Source organism: Cupriavidus sp. GW822-FHT03E04, assembly GCF_058801495.1.
Window position 1 is genome coordinate 151,118 of the sequence record NZ_JBXANI010000015.1, and the last position, 19,020, is coordinate 170,137.

Here is a 19,020-nt window from a genome sequence, read left to right on the forward strand (position 1 = left end):
CAACTGCACCGCGGAACCCATGTTCTGCATTGCAGAACATGGGTCATTCAGCATCAGAACCGGAAGCGCGCGACCCCAGCCGACAGCCCTGCCGCTTGCTCATCCAGGCTAGCCGCCTGCGCCGTAACGGCTTCGACCAGCTCGGCGTTCTGCCGGCTGGTCTGGTCGAGCTGGGCCACCGCCTCGCCCACCGAGCGGATGCCGCGCGCCTGTTCATCGGCCACCCCGCACAGCCGCTCGGCCAACTGGTGGCTCTGGCCTACCGCCTGCTCGATGCCGCTCATGGCGCTGACCACTTGCCCGCTAAGCCGTGCCCCACGGGCGATCTCAGAGCTGGCCTGGCCAATGGTGGTGCGAATCTCGCGCGCGGAGTTGGCGCTGCGCTGCGCCAGCCCGCGCACCTCCTGCGCCACTACGGCGAAGCCGCGCCCGGCCTCGCCGGCGCGGGCCGCTTCCACGGCGGCGTTGAGCGCGAGGATATTGGTCTGGAAGGCAATACTTTCGATCACTTCGACCATTTCCGCGATATTGCGCGAGTGCTGGTTCACCGTGTCCATGGCGCCGCTCATCTCGTTCACCACCGCCATGCCGGCGTCGGTGGCTTCGCGTGCCTGGCGCGCCATGGCGCTGGATTCGGTGGCCTGGGCGTGGGCTTGGCCGACCAGCGCGGTGAGGCGGGCGACGCTGTCGGCGGCTGCGGCCAGCGCTGCCGCCTGCAGCGCGGTGCGGCGCGACAGATCGTGGTTGCCGCTGGCGATGCCTTCGCTGGCCGCGGCGATCTCGGCGGCGGAGAGCTGGATCCCTTCCAGCACGCCGGCGAGCTGGTCGCGCATGCGCGCCAACAGGCTCATCAGGCTGTGGTCGTCGCCAGGGCGCACGCGCACGGGTTGTTGCAGGTCGCCCGAGGCGATGCGGCTGGCCACCTTGGCCGCGTCCGCCGGCTCACCGCCCAGCTCCGAGTGCAGCAGGCGCGAGGCAAACCAGGCCAGCGCGGCCGCCGCTGCAAGGCTCGCCACCAGCATGCCGATCATCACGGCCTGGGCGCGCAACTGGCTGGCCGTCACGGTGGCGACCGTATCGGCGGCCTGCCGCTCCTGCTGCTTGCGCGTGACCTCTACCAGATCGGCCAGCTTCTGTAATTGCTCGCCAAGAAAATGGCCGTCGACCGAAACGGCGCTGTCGAACTGCAGGGCATCGAGCGGCTGCTTGCGCAGCAACGTGACATAGTCACGCAGCATGGCTGCGGCGCTGTCGCGTTCCGCTTGCAGCGCGGTGGCCTGCGCGGGTGCGGCAGTGCGCACGGTGCCAAGTGCCTGGTCGAGGCGGGCGAGGGCGCTATCGATGTCGGCGGTTGCACCATCGCGCTCGGTGCTGCTGGTCGCCATGGTCAGGGCAAGCTGGGCGCGGCCCAGCCGGGCCAGCGCCGATTGCGCGCGCTCCGCCGCGATGGCGCCCTGCATATCGCGTTGATAGAGCGTATCTGTCATCTGCTTGACCGAGACGAGGCTGAAAATGCCCGTCAGCCCCACCACGGCGCCGAACACATAGACCAGCGCAAATGCCACGCACATGCGCGCGCTGAGGGGAAGCCGGCCCAGCCAGGCGGGCATGCGCCGGCCGGCGCGGCGTGGAAGGCGAAGGTTGATGGCTTGCAACACGGTTGAGACTCCGATGGGCCACGCGGCCCATATGCTGACCCTGGGGTACCGCCATCTCGCGCGCCGGCTTGCAGCGCCAGCTTGCCGCGGGTGACGGCATGACTTTGTTATGGCATGCATGCTCGCCGCAACCTGTGACGCATGAATGACATCCCGCCATTGCGCAGGGGTAATCGGCTTTGTCATCCGGGTGACACATTGCTGACATGAAATAGAGGGCGAGTCACATTGGCTCACCAGCCTCTTGCGCCTGGCGCCGCGCCTTCCCACGTCACGTTCACTCCGTCCATGCAGATTGCCTCCCCCCTGGCTGGCGCACCCGTGCCGCGGCTACGCTTGCCGCAGCTCCACGCCGTCTTCCAGCCGATCGTGGTGTTTGGCACCGGCGAGGTGCTGGGCCACGAGGCGCTGGTCCGGGGGCCTGCCAGCTCGCCGCTGGCCATGCCGGATGCCTTGTTCCGCCTGGCGCGTGACGAGGCCGAGACCATCGAGCTGGAGCTGCGGGCGGCGCGCACCGGGCTGTCCACTTGCCTGGCGAATGGCTTGCACGGCAAGCTGTTCCTCAACTTCAGCGCGATGGCGCTGCGCTACCTGCTAGCCGACGGCGGGAGTGCCATGCGGGCCCTGGTGGCGAACAGCATCGCGCCGGATCGGGTCGTGATCGAGGTGACCGAGCAGACCCCCATCGAGGACGCGGAGCGCTTCGGGCAGGCCATGGCTGTGCTCCGCGAACTGGGCATGCAGTATGCGCTGGACGATTTCGGCACCGGCCACGCCAATCTCGACCGGCTGGTCCACCTCGCGCCACACTACACCAAGCTGGACAAGTCGCTGGTGCGTGGCATCGGCACGTGCTCGCGCCGGCTTGAAGTCGTGCGCACGGTGCTGGCCCTGGTCAAGGCGCTGGACGGCGAGGTGATCGCCGAAGGGATCGAGGACGCCGATGAGCTGGCGGTGCTGCGCGATCTCGGCGTGCCCTTCGGGCAGGGCTACTACCTCGGCAGGCCGGCGCCGCACCCGGTGCTCAGCCAGTGCTGAACGGGCCGGGCCGAGGCGGCCGCGCGCCGGTCTCATCCAGGCGATACCCTTTGCCATAGACCACCGTGATTACCAGCCCATTGCGAGGGTGGAGCTCCAGCGCCCTGCGCAGGCGCGATACCAGGCTCGCCAGGGCGCGGGACAACGGTGGCAGCGAATAGCCCCAGATTGCGCGTTCGATATGGGCATGGGACAAGACGCGGCCGACGCTGCCAAACAGCAACGCTGCGAGCTCGAACTCCTTGGGGGGCAGCGCGAGCCTGCGCCCCTGGAACACGGCCTCGTGCGCCAGGCAGTCCAGTGAATAGGGCCCGACGGTCAGGTCCGGGCTTGGCGTTTTCCGGCGCGAGGCGGCGCGGCGCTGCAGCGCGTGCAGCCGGGCCACCAGCTCGCGCGCGCGCAGCGGGCGGATCATGTAGTCGTCGGCGCCCGCCTGCAGGGTATTGACGACCGAGTCTTCGTCGCGCTGGTGGGAAACCACCATCACCGGTACCTCGCTGCGCCAGGCGCCGCGCACCGCGCGCACGGCTTCCATGGCAGGCATGTCGGCAAGTTCGTGGTCGATCAGCAGGACGTCGTAGCCGGCTTGGTCCATGCCACGGAAGAGCTCCCCGCTTGCGGGATAGGTGTGGCAATGCACGCCGGCGCGAGCGAGGGCGTCTGCAATGGCTTTGGCCTGAAGCGACAGATCCGCTAGCAGTGCGATCTTCATAGGCATTGTCAAACAAACTGGATTTAGTACGGTTCGCGGGCCGGCGCGCGCATCGGCTGCCGGGCCAGTCAGGCTGTCAATGTGCCAGGGCCGGGCGGCCACCGGCCTGCCCGCGAGGCGACCCAGGCAGGATAGTCCGCGGAGCGAGGGATATCATTCGGAACAATCTGCAAGGACGGGCAGAAGATTCCCAAAGCAGGCGGGGAGCCAATCCACAAGGCGACCGGTATCGCACCAGGCCACAGTCGATTGTTGCGGCGCACGTACACAATTTGTCCACGATTGCCGGATCGTGTTATCCACAGCTTGTGTGGATAACCGAGCTTGACGTGCCGCGCTTGGCCAATGGTGGCGGTTATGTATCGGACTGCCTAAATTTTGAACAGGATGGCGGGTGACGCCTCGCCAGCGAAGGTGGACGCAGACAAATTCAGCGTGACAGCGTGCGCGGCAGCAAGCGCGGCAGGGTGGCGGCACCGTGCAGCAGCAGCCCGAGGTACAGGCACGCGCCCGGCCAGTCGGGAGCGGGCTGCAGCAGCGGCCCGGCCAGCGCCAGCGAGCCCGTCAGCAAGACCCAGGCGGCCGCCCCCCGGCGCCGGCCGTCGCTCATGGCGCCCAGGGCGATGGTGGCGGCAAAGATCAGGCCGAACAGCAGCGCCTGCCGCTGCCCTTGCCACTGGCCATCGTGGTGAATGTAGTGGATCACGGTGCCGAACAGCAGCAGCCCGCCGAGGCCGATGAGCAGGTCCGGCACATGGAACCCAGCGCGCGGCGCACGATGCTTGCTGGTGCCGCCGATGAGGCGCAGCAACGGCAGGTTGCTTGCCAGCAAGGGGTTGTCGCAGCGCGGTGTCCCGGGCACGCCATAATCCAGCGGCACGTCGGCCAGCCTTGGCTGGAAGGTGCCGAACAGCTTGTCCCACCAGAGGAAGGTGCCGCCGAAATTCCGGTCGAGGTAGCACGGCGCGGTGCCATGGTGCACGCGGTGATGCGCCGGCGTGACCAGGAAGCGATCCAGGATGCCGGAGCTGCCCACCAGGCCGTTGTGATTGTAGAACTGCACCGCGTAGTGGATCGACGAGACCACCACGAAGATCTCCAGCGGCAAGCCCGCCACAGCCAGCCCGATCACGAACGGCAGGTTGGTGAGCGACGAGTACCAGGAGTTGCGGATGCCTAGCGACAGGTTGAAGTGCTCGCCCTGGTGATGGACCACATGCACCGCCCACAGCAGGGGTATCTTGTGATGCAGCCGGTGCATCCAGTAGAAGCAGAAGTCCCACGCGACAAAGCCGAACACCCATTGCCAGGCGAGCGGCCATGCGTCTATCCAATGCAGGTTGGCGACCCGCAGCACCAGCCCGAAGGCCGCGATCTCCAGACCGCGGAAAAACCACATCAGGATGTGCCCGGACCCCAGGTTGAACACCACCTCACGCCAGGGAATGGGCTCTCCCCGGCGATGCTTGCGGATCAGCAACTCAGCCACCACGCATAGCAGCATGGCGATCAGGGGGAGCGCGAATGCGTTCATTGCGAATGTCCTTGGATAACGGTCACCGCGGACACCTTGGGGCGCGCCAGCCAGGTGGCCACCGTGCCCGCGGCCAGGCCCACCAGCAGGCCGGCGGCCAGGTCCAGCAAGACATGCTGGCGTGTCTGCACCACCGAGTAGCAGATCGCCAGCCCCCAGCCGATCGCGCAGGCGCTGCGCAGCTTGCGGCGCGGGTCGAGCAACGCCCAGACGCTTAGCAGCGTCAGCGCGCCATGCAAAGAGGGCAGGCAGTTCTGCCGCGAGTCGCCGGCGATCAGCCAGCCCAGCACCGTGCTGCTCAGCCCGTCGCCCGGCAGGCTCGGATAGGCCAGCGTGGTAGGCCATGCCAGGAAGACGGCGCCACAGGCAAGCGCTGCGCACTGCATCGCCGTGCGCAGCCAGCGCAACCGTTGCGGCGGGGCCAGCGCAAAGCTGACCGGTATCAAGGCGAAGAACGACAGGTAGAGCCAGATGCCGGCAGGATCGAAGGGGATCAGGCGGTCCAGCGCGCTTTCGGGCAACTGCGCCGGTGCGCCTCGCAGCAGGCTGGTGCTACCGTAGACCAGGCCGACGCTGCCCCAGCCCAGCAACATCTGCCGGCACCGCCACCATGCCCCGGCGCTTTGCATGCGGTGCGTCACGGGCCTTGCGTGGCTTCGCGCAGCCGGACAATGCGGCGGCGCTTGGTGGTGAAATCCGCCGGGGGCGCGGCATCGTTGTGCCACGCGATATCCGCAACAGCCACGCCCAGCCCGTCCAGCACCGTTTCCAGCTGCGCGCGGCAAGCCGTGTGCACCGCGTCGCCGCCTTCGGCATACAGGCTGAGCGTGCGCCCGCCGGTCTGGCGCAGGCGGTAGTCGGCGGCGAGCGGCAGGGCCTGCGCGAAGGCGCGCGATAGCACGTCGGCAAAGACCTGCACCGGCTGGCCGAGGCGGCCCGGCAGCACCAGCATGTCGTCGCAGCGGCCTTCGATGCGGGCCAGCGCCAGCGCAGGGCTGCCGCACGGGCACGCATCCGCGCGCCGCACCAGCACGTCGTCCAGCCGGTAGCGCACGATGGGCTGGGTGGTGCGGGTGAAGTCGGTCACGATGGGCACGAAGCGCTCCTGGCTCTCGTCCAGCCATTCCGGCTCGATGTGGACGAATTCCTCGTTCAGGTGCAGCGTGCCATGCGCGCAGGTGACGCCGAGAAAGCCTTCGGTGGCCTGGTAGACCTCGCCGGGCTCGCCGAACACGTTGGCCAGCAAGGCGCGGTCCTGTGCTTCCAGTACTTCGGCAACCGAGACGACCCGCGCCGGGCGCAGTGCCGTGCGCCCGGCCTGGCGCGCCAGCGCAAGGCTGCGCAGCACCTGCGCGGGCGCCACGACAATGGTGGGCGCATAGTGCTCCAGCCGCGCAAGATGATCCTCGAACGGGGTGAACAGGTCGAAGAACGCGAACGAGAGCCAGGGGTTGCGCACCGCCGTGTACAGGTTGCTGTTGGCACGGAGGAACAGCGCCACGCGCTCGCCCGCCAGCAGCCCGCGCGGCAGCAACCTGGCCAGCAGCGTGCCGGCCCATTGCGCCTGCTCCTGCCGGCTCACCACAAACGCGCCACGCCCGCCCGAGGTGCCCGAGGACAGCCCCACGCTAAATCCTTGCAGCGTCGGGCTGAAATCGCGCGAGGCCTCGGCCTGCCGGGCACAGGCAAGGACGTCATCAAGGCGGAGCCCGGCCGTGTTGATGCGGTCGAAATTGGCCATCATCACCGCCTTGTCCATGCGCGGCCAGTCTTGCATCGGCTGCGACAGCAAGGGGGCGAAGTACGGGCTGCGCGCCAGCACGCGCTGGCGGAAGCGGGCTATCTGACGGGCCTGGTGCGCCTCCAGTTCGGCGCGGCTGGCAAAGCGCAACCTGCGCGCGCGCCAGTAGGCCCCGAGCATGCGCGGCAACTGCATCAGAGGGCTCCTTCGTGGGTCAGGCGGATCTGCACCTGGCCATTGCGATGCAAGGCGTGCAACTGCCTGAGCGTGGCCTGGTAGGTGCGCGGGTCTTCCATGATCAGGTTGGCGATGGACGACGGGCCGATCAGCTCACGGTAGCTGGTGGGCGACCATGCCGCGTCGGACGCCAGCAGCACCCACCCGCCGTTCGTTTGCACGAAGGCGCCCAGGTGGCCGGCGGCGTGGCCCGGCAGCGCTACCAGGAAGACTTCCCCGTCACTGTCCGGCAAGGCATAGCCCTCCTGGAACGGCGTGAGCGCGACGGGCAGCGGCTGGCGCGCAAAGGCTTCGATAAAGCCCACGCGCTGCTCGAAATCCTCGGGCATCAGCCCTGGCACGAAGCCCCGGCGCAGCGCGCCGACGCCGCGCAGCAGCCGCGTGGCTTGCCACCCGGCGCCCGAGCAGTAGAAGCGCATGCCGGGAAAATCCCGCAGTCCCGCGATATGGTCCCCGTGGAAGTGCGACAGGATCACGCCGGCGAGGTCGCGCGCGCCGATGCCCGCCGCGCGCAGCTGGCTTGCCGCCGCCTCGCTGCTGTCGAAATGCACCGGCGTGACCATGCGGTACAGCGCGAACAGCCCGCTGCGTGTGTGATCGAGGAAGTGCGTGGCATAGCCCGTATCCCACAGCCAGTGCCTGCCGCCTGCCTCGATCAGGTACGCCCGCGCCGGGAAGCGGCAGACCGACAGGCCCGCGCCCTTGAGCGCCATGCAGGCGCGGTGCGTGCAGAAGCCCGCCTCAAAGGTGGTGATGCTGGCCATGGTCTCGCATCCATTGCGCCGTCAGGCGAATTCCCTCATCCATCGTATAGGCGGGCCGATAGCCCAGCGCCGCGATGGCCTGCGTGTTGTCGAGCGTCATATCGTAGTGCAGCACGCCCATGCCGTAGCGCGTGAAGGCCGGCTCGCGCCGGCTCAGGGCCGACCAGGCCTCCATGCCACGCGCCACGGCGTCGGCCAGCGCATAGGGCAGGCGGCGCAGGCGCGGCGGCTGGCCCAGTTCGTCGCCGAGCAGTTGGCCGAGCACCTGGCACAAGCGGCGCGGTTCGTGGTTGGTGATGTTGTAGGCATGGCCGGACGCCACCTGCGCGCTCGTGCTGGCGAGCTGCATGGCGTGAACCACGTTGGGGGTAAAGGTCAGGTCCATCAGCACCTTGCCGGCGCGCGGCAACGGCAGCTTGCCGCGTCGTTGCGCCATCAGCGCCAGCACGCGCGGCATCAGCACGCGGTCGTGCGGGCCGAACAAGGCGCGTGGGCGCAGCATGACGAAGGCGGTGGCGGCCTGGTTGCCTGCGCGCAGCCGTATCGCCGCCTCAGCCAGCGCCTTGGTGCGGGCATAGTGGTTGGCGTAGCGCGCTGGCCGGTAGCTCTCGGGAATGTCGAGATGGTGCCGATAGTCGAAGTACAGCGACGGCGTGGAGACGTGCACGAAGCGCTCAACGCCGGCTGCGATCGCCGCGTCGGCGAGCCGCTCGGTAGCGGCCACGTTGGCCGCTTGGAAATCGGCGGATGCGCCCCACGGCGATGACAGCGCGGCGCAGTGCCAGACGGTGCTCACGCCGCGCAGCAATGCGCGTGCCTGTGCAGCATCGAGCGTGGCCAGGTCCGCCGGCACGAAGTCCACGCCAAGCGCGCGCAGCGCCTCGCCCTGCGCGGGGTTGCGGCCGGTGGCGCGCACGGGCAGGCCACGCTGCAACAAGTACTCGACGGCATTGCGGCCGAGGCCGCCGGTTGCACCGGTTACCAGCGTGATCACAATCGCAGCACCATGGCACCCACGGTAAGGCCGGCAGCCGTGCCCAGCAGCAGCGCGCGCGAGCCGGCGCTGGCCCTGCCGCTGTGCATCGCTTCGTGCAAGGCCGTGGGCAGGGACGCGGCCACCTGATTGCCGTGCGTACGGTAGATATCCACCACCGACGCCGCCGGCACGCCGAGGCGGCGCCCGATGTGCTTCATGGCAAGGTGGCTGGCCTGGTGCGGCACTACCACGTCGATCTCATCGAGCCGCAGCTTGCCCGCGTCGAGCAAGCCGGCCAGGAAGGCGTCCATCACCGTGGAGGCCAGCTTGAATACGCGCTTGCCTTCCATATGGAACAGGAAGTCGGACTCGCGCGCGCCCATGCGCGGGCTGGTGCGGGTACCGCCTGCGCGGATCTCGCAGAAGGCCTTGCCCGCGGGATAGGTCTCCATGCGATAGGCCTCGATGCCGGTGCTGCCATCGCCGCGCTCCACCACCGCCGCCGCCGCGCCGTCGCCAAAGATGAGCGAGGCCTCTGGCTGGCTCCAGTCCAGCCCGCGAGAGGCGAGGTCGGATGCGACCACCGCGATGCGGCGGTAGGTGCCGCTGTGCAACAGGCTGGCCGCCACCTGCAAGGCGGCCAGGAAGCTCAGGCAACTGGCGTTGACGTCGAAGGCCGGCGTGCCGGCTGGGATGCCGGCGGCTTCTAGCAGCCGCGCGCCAGTGCAGGGCAGGGCTTGCTCCTGCACGCCGGCGGCAGAAATGACCAGGCCGACCGAACCCGGGGCGATGCCGCCGCGCGCCATGGCATCGCGCAGCGCGGCGGCGGCCAGAGCGGATTGCGTCTCGCCAGGGTCAGCATGGTAGCGGTGGTCGATGCCGGCGGTTTTCCTGACGTAGCCGGCCGCTTTGCCGAGCACCTTGTCAAGCTCGGCGGAGGTGACCTGCCGGGCAGGTAGTGCTTTGCCTGTGGCCAGGATTCTTAATGGCAGCATGTCGTTGGTTGGGTCTCCCGCCGGGGTGAACAGAGCGGCGGGAGCGAATCGATCCTTGAGAAGCAGAGAGAGAGAGGTTGGTCACGAAGGAAGGTGCGTATTGTAATGAGTTGGCCGGCAGGGGAGCTTGATCTGACGATCGCTTGATCGTCAGATCGAGACGCGGCGGCCAATCTCCACCACCTGATCGCTGGGCAGCCGGAAAAGATCGGTAACGTGCATGCCGTTCCTGACCATCAAGGCGAACAGTTTGCCTTGCCAGCGCGGCATCCGGCTGTCGCCCTCGCGCAGCACGATGGTCTCCAGGCCCATGTAGTAGGTGATGGTGCCCAGGTCCAGCCCGCAGGGCAGCATCTGGGGCTGTAGCAGCAGCTTGGGAATATCGGGCCGCTCCATAAAGCCGTAGCGGGCGTTGGCGCGCCAGAAACCCGGCATCGGTTGCGTTAGCGTCAGGCGCTCGGCATCCTTGATCCATGGCACCGTCTCCGTCACGATGCTCACGGCAAGGATCTTCTGCTGCAAGGCGTGGTTGCGCTTGACATGCCACAGCATCACCGGCGGCGTGCCATCCAGCGTTCGCGTCAGGAACACCCCGGTCCCGGGCACGCGCGGAATGTGCTTTGCCTGCACCTCGCCCAGGAACGCGTCGATCGGCAGGATGTCTTCGTTGATGGCTGCCGAAATCGCGGCCGTGCCCCGATGCCAGATCAACATGACGCTGTAGACAACCGCCGCCAGCATCAACGGGATATACCCGCCATCCAGTACCTTGGCGAGATTGGCCACGAAGAACCCGCCGTCGATGATCAGGAAGACGCCGGACACGGCCGCGCTGGCCCACAGGCTCCAGCCCCAGATATCGCGCATGGCGATAAACAGCAGCACGGACGTCATCAGCATGGTGAGGGAAACGGCGATGCCATACGCGGAGGCCAGTTGATCCGATGACTTGAAGAACAGTGCAAGGCTGACCGTCACCACCATCAGCAGCCAGTTGACCGTGCCAACGTAGATCTGCCCGTAGCCCTCCTCGGAGGTCTGCCTGATCTGCAGATGCGGCAGCCATCCCAGCAGGATCGCCTGGCGCGTCATGGAAAACGCGCCAGTAATAATGGACTGGCTGGCGATCACCGTCGCCACGGCGGCCAGGATAACCAAGGGCACCAGCAGCGGCGGCGGGCAGAGCAGGTAAAAGATGTTGTGCGTTGAATCGGCCCCGGACAACACCAGCGCGGCCTGTCCGGCATAGTTAAGCAGCAGGCTGGGGAACACGATGGCGGACCATGCCAGGCGGATCGGGCGCGGGCCGAAATGGCCCATGTCGGCATACAGCGCCTCGGCGCCGGTCACGCAGAGGAAAATGCCGCCCAGCACCAGGAAACTGGTATAGCCATTGGAGAACAGGAATTCCAGGCCATAGATCGGATTGAGCGCAATCAGGATCGACGGGTGCAACAGGATGCCGCGAATGCCGAGCACGGCTATGCAAAAGAACCATAATGCCATCACCGGCCCGAAGGCCCTGCCGATGCGGGACGTTCCCATCGGCTGGATGGCAAAGAGCGCCACCAGTATGGCCACCGTGGCCGGCAGGATAATGGATTTGGCCTCGGGAAAGACAATCTCCAGCCCCTCCAGCGCGGAGAGCACGGAGATGGCGGGTGTGATCGCGCCGTCGCCATAGATCAATGCCGCCCCGAACAGCCCGGCGGCCACCACCAGCGGGCGTTTCTTCTGCTTGATTCCCAACAGCGACATCAAGGCGAGAATGCCGCCTTCGCCGTTGTTATCGATGCGCATGGCGAAGGACACGTACTTTACCGTCGTGATGATGATCAATGTCCAGATCAGCAGGCTCAAGAGGCCCAGGATAACCGGTGCCGACGGTTTGCCCCCCGAGAGCGCGAGCACGGTTTTCAGGGTGTAGAGCGGGCTGGTGCCGATGTCGCCAAATACCACGCCCAGTGCGGACAGCCCCATGACGGCGAGGCCGGAACGGGTTTTAGCGGGCGTATCGATCAGCGCAGGGGCTTGCGGCATGACTATCTCTCCAGGCAACCCATTGAAGAACATTCCGGGAAGCCCGGGATGCAGATCATGGTTTGTAAGCCAACATGATGATAATCGCGAGGCAAAACCCGCGATCTGTCCGCGAAACGCGGACCGGCCCGAGCGCGAGCCGTTGGCCAGGGCCGGCGGCCCTGCAACCGTGCGTGCAGGTTGCCAGGCGAACCGGTTGTGGGCAGGGTCGCCTGCGGGCGGGCCACCCTGGCGGGCAACGCGATCAGGCTGCCGGAACCGGACGCCCGGTCAGCGGATAGTTCGGATCGTTGTAGCCATGCGTGGAGGCATGTCCGGGGCGCACCAGCTGGTCGACCAGGGCCTCCTCTTCGGCGGAGATGGGCACGCCGACGGCGCCAAAGTAATCCTCGAACTGTGCCAGCGTGCGCGGCCCGGCAATCACCGAGCTGACGATCGGGTTGGCCAATACCCAGGCGGTAGCGAACTGGCCCAGCTTGAGGCCGCGCGCATCGGCATGCGCCTTCAGCGTCTGGGCAATCACCAGCGATTCCTCGCGGAATTCCGTTTCCATCATGCGGCGGTCGGCGCGGCCTGCGCGTGAGTCTTGCGGGGGCTGCTGGCCGGGCAGGTACTTGCCGGTGAGCACGCCGCGCGCGATCGGGCTGTAGGGCACCACCCCAAGGCCGAAGTGCTGGCAGGCCGGCAGGATTTCCACCTCGGGCATGCGGTTGAGCAGGTTGTAGTAAGGCTGGCAAACCACCGGGCGCGGCACACCCAGCTGGTCGCACAAGCGTGCGACCTCGGCGATGCGCCAGCCGCGGAAATTGGACAAGGCCCAGTAGCGGATCTTGCCGGCACGGACCAGGTCGCCCATGGCACGCACGGGTTCTTCCAGGTTTTCGCCGGGGTAGTCGCGGTGCAGGTAGAGGATGTCGAGGTAGTCGGTGCCAAGGCGGCCCAGGCTTTGCTCGACTTCGCGCAGGATCCAGGCGCGCGAGTAGTGCGAATGGTTGGGCGCAGCCTGCATCGGATTGCCGAGCTTGCTGGCCAGGATCCAGTCATGGCGGTCGGCGGCGAGCAGCTTGCCCACCATGCGCTCGGAGCCGCCCTTGCTATACACGTCCGCGGTGTCGATGAAGTTGACGCCGTGCGCGCGAGCGCTGTCGACGATGCGGCCGGCCTCGGCTTCGTCTGTCTGGTCGGCGAACATCATGGTGCCGAGGCACAGGGCCGATACCTTGAGGTTGCTGGCGCCCAGGCGCCGGTATTCCATCTTGAACTCTGACATTGCGGTCTTCCTTGATGTGGCTGGCGGTCAGGCAGTAACGCGGTAAGGCGTGAAAGCTTAACGCCTGCGAGGAAATTCTGCCTGCCCCGGGGCGCGGCTATGCCAGAATGCTAGCCATTGTGGTCCGGCTCCGCCAAGGCGAAATCTAACGATCATGCTCAGCCCCTCCCTCGTCGCGGCGATCGTGCTGGTGTTCCATCTGCTTGGCGTCGTCGCGGCCTTGCATGCGGTCATGACGGTGCGCACCGCGCCCGGCGCCATTGCGTGGGCCGGCTCGCTGGTGATGATGCCGTATTTCACGCTGATCCCGTACCTGATCCTCGGCAGCAGCAGTTTTGCCGGCTACGTGAATGCCCGGCGCTTCAACAACGACCGGCTGCGCGAGGTCACGCATGAGATGGAGCCGCACGAGCGCGAGGCGCGCGACGCCAGCGTGGTGCACTCGCCCGCCCAGCCTTACCTGCGCGCCTTGCCCCGGCTGACCGGCATGCCCTGCCTGGCCAATAACGCGGTGCGGCTGCTGGTCAACGGCGAGGCGACGTTCGAAGCCATCTTTGCGGCGATCGCCGCCGCGCGGCAGGTGGTGATCGTGCAGTTCTTCATCGTCCACGACGACGCGCTCGGGCGGCGCCTGCAGAGCCTGCTGTGCGAACGCGCCGCCGCGGGCGTGAAGGTGTATTTCCTCTACGACAGCATCGGCTCGCATGCGTTGCCCGGCCAATACGTCAAGGTGCTGCTGACTGCTGGGGTGGAGGCGCGCGCCTTCGCCACGCGGCGCGGCTTTGTCAACCGCTTTCAGCTCAATTTCCGCAACCATCGCAAGCTGGTGGTGGTGGATGGGGAATGCGCGTTTACGGGCGGTCACAACGTCGGCAACGAGTACCTCGGGCAAAAGCCGCCGCTGGCGCCCTGGCGCGACACGCATATCGAGATCCGCGGCAGCGCCGTGCTGGACTTGCAGATGGTGTTTGCCGAAGACTGGTTCTGGGCCGCGCGGGAGGTGCCGATGCTGCTGCCCCCGCCGGCAGCACCTGCCGGGGGCATGACCTGCCAGGTGGTGCCGTCCGGCCCCGCCGACGCGCAGGAGACCTGCTCGCTGTTCTTCGTCGAGGCGATCCAGGCGGCGCGCTGGCGGGTGTGGATCACCAGCCCGTACTTCGTGCCGGACGAGGCCGTGTTCGCCGTACTTCGGCTGGCGGTGCTGCGCGGGGTCGACGTACGCATCCTGCTGCCGGCGCGCCCCGACCATCTCGTGGTGTTCGCCGCCTCCACGCTGTATGCCTACCAGGCGGTCTGCGCGGGCGTGAAGCTCTATCGCTACCAGCCGGGCTTCCTGCACCAGAAGGTCATCCTGATCGACGATGAGGCCGCGGCGGTTGGCAGCGCGAATCTCGATAACCGTTCGTTCCGGCTCAATTTCGAGCTGATGGTGATGACCGCGGACCGCGATTTTGCCGCCAGCGTGACGCACATGCTGGAGGCGGACTTCGCGCAGGCCTGCCAGATCGAGCGCAGCGAATACACCGCCGCGCCGACGCTGCGCCGCGTGGCGATGCACGTGGCCACGCTATTTGCGCCGATCCTATAGCCATGTGCCGTGCGCCAGGCCCTGCGCGCCGTGCGCCGTGCCTACAGATCCGCTTGCGCCGATTGCCTCGATGTGCCGGTTGGCCAGTCGCGGCGCATGATGATGTAGGTGAAGGATGTCGACCAGCCGATCAGGATCAGGCCCACCAGCGGCTCGATGCTGGCGAGCAGGCGCGTGGCGCCGACCGGCGCGATGTCGCCCAGGCTTTGCGTGGTGAAGGTTTCAAGCGAGAAGTAGAGGTAGACGATGGGCGTGATGGGATGGGCGCTGGCAAGGCCGCCCAGGCCCAGCACATGGCCCGCCACCCAGTAGCCGACGGCAAACACCATGGCTTCAAGGCTATGGGCCAGGATGATGCAGACGATCAGCACGCCAACGTTGACGCGGCCGGTCCAGCGGCGCGGATTCATGCCGGACAGCAGGCGCAGGGCTTCGTAGTGGATGGCGACCACGGTCACGGTGAGGATACTGGCGCAGGCCAAGGCCAGGAGGTCGTGGACGGTGAGGTTCATTGGGCATTCCTTGTCGGGCCGGGATCGCCTCGGTTGGGCGCGGCACGCGGGTAATGACCGCCCTTGCCGCCGGGATGTTCCCCGGGGCATGGCCGCACACGGTCACAAACTGCTTGGAATGTAACGGGGGATCACGCGCAATGCCAGCCCGAAGCGCACTGGCGCGGCTAGGGAAGCGGCGTGGCGAAGCGGCGGCGCAGCCAGCCTACCAGCGGCCCGAGCCAGGGCAGTTGCTGCCAGAGCTCCTGCGCGGCGTCCCAGTAGTCGCGATGGAGTGTCACGCGTCCATCGTCGTCAAAGCGAAAATGCGAACTACCGTGCACCTGGTAGGGCTTGCCCTTCAGGGTGAAGTGGAAGTCCCACAGCACAAACGCCTGGCCCGGCTGCCGGAATTGCTCACCGATCACAAAGCGCGGGTTGTCCGTGGCGACGAACATGTGCGCAAAGATCCGGCGGATCGCCTCGCGTCCGCGCACATCGTTGAAGGGATCCTTGAAGCGGGCATCGTCGGCATAGAAGCGCGCGATGTCGCCCAGCGAGGCGGGCGAGAGCGTTTCGTACCATCGCAGCAGGGCGGTCAACTCTGTCAACTCTGTCAACTCTGTCAATTCGGTCAACTCGGCCAATTCGGTCAACTCCGTCAATGCGTTCGGGCGGGTCAGGGGCATCACGGCGCGTCCATCACTTTTTGCAGAGCCGCAAGGCGCAGCCGGTAGGGTAACAGGCTGGCGAGCTTGAGCAGGCGGGTGAAGCGGCGCGGGAAATCGATCTCGAAGCGGCCGCGCGCCAGCCCCTGCAGGATGGCCTCGGCGGCGGCCTCGGGGGTGAGCAGGGCAGGCATCGGGAACGCGTTGTTGGCCGTCAGGCGTGTCTTGACGAATCCCGGGTTGACCAGGTAGACGCCCAGCCCGCGCGGATGCAGCTCGGCGTAGAGCAGTTCGGCCAGGTTGATCAGCGCGGCCTTGGTCGGCCCGTAGACGGTGGCGTTGGGCAGGCCCATGTAGCCGGCCACGCTGGCGACCAGCACCAGGCTGCCGCTACCGCGCGCGAGCATGTCGGTGAGCGTGGCCTGCAGCCCGTAGTAGACGCTGTTCAGGTTGGTCTCGATGGTGTGGCGCACGCTCTCGGCTTCCAGCTCCCAGGGGCGCAACGCACGATAATCGGCCGCGCAAAACACCACCAGGTCCACGCCTTCCCAGGCCTCGCGCAACGCGTCATGCGCCTGGCGCCAGGCGTTGGGGTCGGTGGCATCCATCGGCAGCAGCAGCGCCGTCGCATGCTCGCCGGCAACCGCCTTGAGGGCTTCAGCCCGGCGCGCCGACAGGGCTACCCAGGCGCCGCGCGCAAGCAGGGCGCGCGCCAGCGCCGCGCCGATACCGCTAGATGCGCCGACCAGCCAGACCCGCTTTTCGCGCCAATCCGTCCAGCGGGGGTTGAGTGCCGTCCAGGCCATGGTTGCCTCTCTGATTTGCGCCGCAGCCGCGATTCGGTCATTGCGGTCATTGCGGTCATTGCGGCCATTGCGGCCATTGCGGCTATTGCAGCGATTGCAGCGATTGCGGGCGCCGGAAGAACACCGTGACCTGGCCAACCTCGAAACCGAATTTCGAGACGCTGGCGCGATTGATCATGGTGTGCGCGTCGACCAGGTACATCCAGTCGTCGAACTGCACGTCATACGTAGCGTCTCCCACTGGCAGCCGCAGCGTGTAGCGCCAGTTCAGCGTGTTGCCAGCGCTGTGCCCGATCGCGTCGCCCACCACGTCGCCGGCGCGGCCGCGCCAGGTGCCGTCGGGCTGGCGCGTCAGCGTCCAGGTGCGCTGCTCGGTGCTGCCGTCGCTGTAGGTGAAGTGCTCGTCCAGTACGAAATCGCTGCCTTGCCGGCGGCCCTCGATGGCTACCGTGAAGCGCTTGACCACCTCGCCGCTGCGTTTCTGGAACATGCCCCAGGCCTCTGTCTTGCCGCCAAAGAAAGCCGGCACATCGAGCACGGGCTGCTGCTGCGCGTACTGCGAAACGTCCGGGCCAGCGCAGGCAGCCAGCCATAGCGCGGCGTACAGCAGCAGGTGTTTGCCGCAGCGCGACGGGGCAAGGCGAATCATGTCGGGTCCTCCATCTGTGGTGCCTGGGCCGTGCGCAGGCACAGCATGGCGCCGAGCTTGAACAGGCAGGGCAGGCCGCCGTAGACCAGCGCCAGGGCATGGCTGCCGGCCGCCGTGCCGCCCGCGCCAGGCTGGTAGCCGCACCAGGCCAGCAATGGCAGCGCCAGGCCCGACAACGCGAGCGCCAGCTTGCCCAGCAGGCTCCAGATGCCGTAGTAGCCGGCGGGTTGCTCGCCGGGGGGAATCAGGCAGGCCAGCAGCACCGGCGGCAGCGCCAGGTCGGCGCCAAGCGCAAGCCCCGCCAGCACGCACACGGCCAGGTAGGCGCCGGTGTCGCCTGTGCCCAGGCCGGCCGCCCAGACAAAGGCGGCCACCGCCAGCGCCATGCCAAGCCGCCACGCCCGCGCGAGGCCGATGCGCGCGGAAAGCCGGGTCCAGAGCGGCAGGCCGGCAGCGCCCGCCGCGAAATAGGTGGCGAGGAACGCGCCGGACCACTGTGGCGCGCCCAGCCGATCCTGGATGAAGAACAGAGCCAGCGTAGCCGGTATCGAGACCGACACCGCATTGAGGAAATACGGCAGCAGCAGGCGCCGGAATGCACGGTTGGCGAGCGTGGCGCGCCAACCGTGCACGCCAGCGCTGTGGTGGCGCCAGGCCGGCGCGTGCCGCAGCAGCAACGCCAGCGCGCCCAGCAGCAAGGCGGCGAACACCAAGGCATAGCACGCCATGGCCGGCGCGGCGGGCCAGCCCGATGCGCCCGGAAGCCAGGTAGGCAGGACGCTGGCCAGCATCACCCCGGCCAGGCCCGCTGCCTCTCGCCAGGCCGCGGCGCGGGTCAGCGTGGCCGGCTCGCCAGACAGGCGCGCGCCCCAGGCCAGGTAAGCAATGTTGACCACGCTGTGCGCGCTGTAGACCAGTACCAGCGAGAGCGCCAGCCAGGCGGCCAGCGCCCCGCCGCGCACGGGCGGCAGCCACAGCATGGCAAAGGAGGCCGAGAGCACCAGGCACGCCAGCCACAACGCCGGCGCCAGCTTGCCGCGCTGCGCCAGGTGGTCGATCCAGCGGCCGAGGAATGGGTCCTGCACGGTGTCGAGCAGCCGCGCGGCGAACAACACCGTGCCGGTCGCGGACAAGGCCAGCCCGAGCTCGCTCGCGTAGTAGGCGGGCACCTGCACGTAGACCGGCAGGGCGGCCATGGCCAGCGGCATGCCGAGCAGGCCATAGGCAGCCATGGCGGATGCCGGGGCGGGCGCTGGGAGGGCCGGATCGGGATTGGGCGCGGTGGGCGTCGCGGCAGTCGCGCTGCCGAGGTGCGGCGCGGTCATCGTGCGAGCCCAAGCAGGCGCTGGCGCAACGCCGGCGCGCGCGTGGCGGGGTCGAGCCAGATCGAGAAAAACGCCTGCGCGAAGGCGGGGTCGTCGATCTCGGTGGTCAGCCGATCACCTGCGTAGAAGCGCACGCCCTTGCCTGGCATGAACACGCCAGTGAGCGTGTCACCCGGGCGCACGTCGACAAACGCCTGTGCCATGCTGGCGCGCCAGCTATCGAGCATCTGCGGGCTGGGCGGCGTGTTGCCGGCGCTGCCGATGCGCTTCATCTCGTCCAGGCTGGTTTCGACCAGGCGCTCGCGCTTGATGCTGCGGTCGTAGGTGAGTTGCAGCGCAAAGGGCGCATCCGGCGCGATCGGCAGCTGTGCGCTCCAGAGCTGGGCGGTATAGAGGCGAAATCCAAACACGCGAAATTCGCCTTCGCCCGATAGCCGGGCGGGCTGCACGTCTGCGTGCCAGCCCGTCGCGGCAAGCGCTGGGATACAGAGGATGGCCATGGCGAGGGCGGCGGCAGCGCGGCGCATC

The 19,020-nt window shown here is 67.7% G+C and carries 18 protein-coding genes; 2 read left to right on the forward strand and 16 right to left on the reverse strand.

Annotated elements, in window-relative coordinates; translation table 11 throughout:
- Positions 1 to 53: 53 nt before the first annotated feature.
- Positions 54 to 1,658, reverse strand: coding sequence for a methyl-accepting chemotaxis protein (locus tag AC1RQC_RS22840; protein WP_492374241.1), 1,605 nt, complete (start codon positions 1,656 to 1,658; stop codon positions 54 to 56).
- 288 nt (positions 1,659 to 1,946) lie between these two features.
- On the opposite strand from AC1RQC_RS22840, the gene AC1RQC_RS22845 reads away from it, so the two are divergent.
- Positions 1,947 to 2,696, forward strand: coding sequence for an EAL domain-containing protein (locus AC1RQC_RS22845; RefSeq protein ID WP_492374240.1), 750 nt, complete (start codon positions 1,947 to 1,949; stop codon positions 2,694 to 2,696).
- Here AC1RQC_RS22845 and AC1RQC_RS22850 read toward each other — a convergent pair.
- The 9 genes from AC1RQC_RS22850 to AC1RQC_RS22890 form a co-directional block, all read right to left on the reverse strand.
- Entirely contained in the window at positions 2,683 to 3,408 is a 726-nt protein-coding gene (locus tag AC1RQC_RS22850) for a response regulator transcription factor (RefSeq protein ID WP_492884731.1), read from the reverse strand. The genes AC1RQC_RS22845 and AC1RQC_RS22850 overlap by 14 nt on opposite strands.
- Positions 3,409 to 3,838: 430 nt before the next feature.
- Complete coding sequence (locus tag AC1RQC_RS22855) at positions 3,839 to 4,942, reverse strand: sterol desaturase family protein (RefSeq protein ID WP_492374238.1); 1,104 nt, start codon at positions 4,940 to 4,942, stop codon at positions 3,839 to 3,841.
- On the reverse strand, positions 4,939 to 5,583 hold the full coding sequence (locus AC1RQC_RS22860; protein ID WP_492807373.1) for a phosphatase PAP2 family protein: 645 nt from the start codon (positions 5,581 to 5,583) through the stop codon (positions 4,939 to 4,941). Before AC1RQC_RS22860 ends, AC1RQC_RS22855 begins: the two co-directional genes overlap by 4 nt.
- Positions 5,580 to 6,878 carry a F390 synthetase-related protein gene (locus tag AC1RQC_RS22865; RefSeq protein WP_492884733.1) on the reverse strand — a complete coding sequence of 433 codons (1,299 nt, stop codon included), beginning with the start codon at positions 6,876 to 6,878 and terminating at the stop codon, positions 5,580 to 5,582. The genes AC1RQC_RS22860 and AC1RQC_RS22865 overlap by 4 nt, the downstream gene beginning before the upstream one ends.
- Positions 6,878 to 7,684 carry an MBL fold metallo-hydrolase gene (locus tag AC1RQC_RS22870; protein ID WP_492374235.1) on the reverse strand — a complete coding sequence of 269 codons (807 nt, stop codon included), beginning with the start codon at positions 7,682 to 7,684 and terminating at the stop codon, positions 6,878 to 6,880. Before AC1RQC_RS22870 ends, AC1RQC_RS22865 begins: the two co-directional genes overlap by 1 nt.
- Positions 7,662 to 8,678: an NAD-dependent epimerase/dehydratase family protein gene (locus AC1RQC_RS22875; RefSeq protein ID WP_492807377.1), complete on the reverse strand. Its 1,017-nt coding sequence runs from the start codon at positions 8,676 to 8,678 to the stop codon at positions 7,662 to 7,664. The genes AC1RQC_RS22870 and AC1RQC_RS22875 overlap by 23 nt, the downstream gene beginning before the upstream one ends.
- Positions 8,675 to 9,655, reverse strand: a complete 981-nt coding sequence (locus AC1RQC_RS22880; RefSeq protein WP_492826564.1) for a 3-oxoacyl-[acyl-carrier-protein] synthase III C-terminal domain-containing protein — start codon at positions 9,653 to 9,655, stop codon at positions 8,675 to 8,677. Before AC1RQC_RS22880 ends, AC1RQC_RS22875 begins: the two co-directional genes overlap by 4 nt.
- Before the next feature lie 150 nt (positions 9,656 to 9,805).
- Positions 9,806 to 11,695: a potassium transporter Kup gene (locus tag AC1RQC_RS22885; RefSeq protein WP_492374232.1), complete on the reverse strand. Its 1,890-nt coding sequence runs from the start codon at positions 11,693 to 11,695 to the stop codon at positions 9,806 to 9,808.
- A 244-nt stretch (positions 11,696 to 11,939) separates the two neighbouring features.
- Positions 11,940 to 12,965, reverse strand: coding sequence for an aldo/keto reductase (locus tag AC1RQC_RS22890; protein WP_492374231.1), 1,026 nt, complete (start codon positions 12,963 to 12,965; stop codon positions 11,940 to 11,942).
- Between the two features lie 154 nt (positions 12,966 to 13,119).
- Between AC1RQC_RS22890 and cls the strand changes: the two genes are divergently transcribed.
- Positions 13,120 to 14,553, forward strand: coding sequence for a cardiolipin synthase (gene cls / locus AC1RQC_RS22895; protein WP_492884735.1), 1,434 nt, complete (start codon positions 13,120 to 13,122; stop codon positions 14,551 to 14,553).
- A 41-nt stretch (positions 14,554 to 14,594) separates the two neighbouring features.
- Here cls and AC1RQC_RS22900 read toward each other — a convergent pair whose 3' ends face one another.
- The 6 genes from AC1RQC_RS22900 to AC1RQC_RS22925 all read right to left on the reverse strand — a co-directional run bounded on the left by AC1RQC_RS22900 (position 14,595) and on the right by AC1RQC_RS22925 (position 19,019).
- Positions 14,595 to 15,065, reverse strand: a complete 471-nt coding sequence (locus tag AC1RQC_RS22900) for an ion channel (RefSeq protein WP_492374229.1) — start codon at positions 15,063 to 15,065, stop codon at positions 14,595 to 14,597.
- A 167-nt stretch (positions 15,066 to 15,232) separates the two neighbouring features.
- Positions 15,233 to 15,733: a nuclear transport factor 2 family protein gene (locus AC1RQC_RS22905; protein WP_492807383.1), complete on the reverse strand. Its 501-nt coding sequence runs from the start codon at positions 15,731 to 15,733 to the stop codon at positions 15,233 to 15,235.
- On the reverse strand, positions 15,733 to 16,518 hold the full coding sequence (locus AC1RQC_RS22910; protein WP_492374228.1) for an SDR family NAD(P)-dependent oxidoreductase: 786 nt from the start codon (positions 16,516 to 16,518) through the stop codon (positions 15,733 to 15,735). The genes AC1RQC_RS22905 and AC1RQC_RS22910 overlap by 1 nt, the downstream gene beginning before the upstream one ends.
- Before the next feature lie 82 nt (positions 16,519 to 16,600).
- The gene (locus tag AC1RQC_RS22915; protein ID WP_492884737.1) at positions 16,601 to 17,167 is read right to left on the reverse strand and encodes a DUF3833 domain-containing protein; all 567 of its coding nucleotides are present in this window, start codon (positions 17,165 to 17,167) and stop codon (positions 16,601 to 16,603) included.
- Positions 17,164 to 18,492, reverse strand: a complete 1,329-nt coding sequence (locus tag AC1RQC_RS22920; RefSeq protein WP_492884739.1) for an MFS transporter — start codon at positions 18,490 to 18,492, stop codon at positions 17,164 to 17,166. Before AC1RQC_RS22920 ends, AC1RQC_RS22915 begins: the two co-directional genes overlap by 4 nt.
- Entirely contained in the window at positions 18,489 to 19,019 is a 531-nt protein-coding gene (locus AC1RQC_RS22925; RefSeq protein WP_492807390.1) for a chalcone isomerase family protein, read from the reverse strand. Before AC1RQC_RS22925 ends, AC1RQC_RS22920 begins: the two co-directional genes overlap by 4 nt.
- Position 19,020 lies beyond the last annotated feature (1 nt).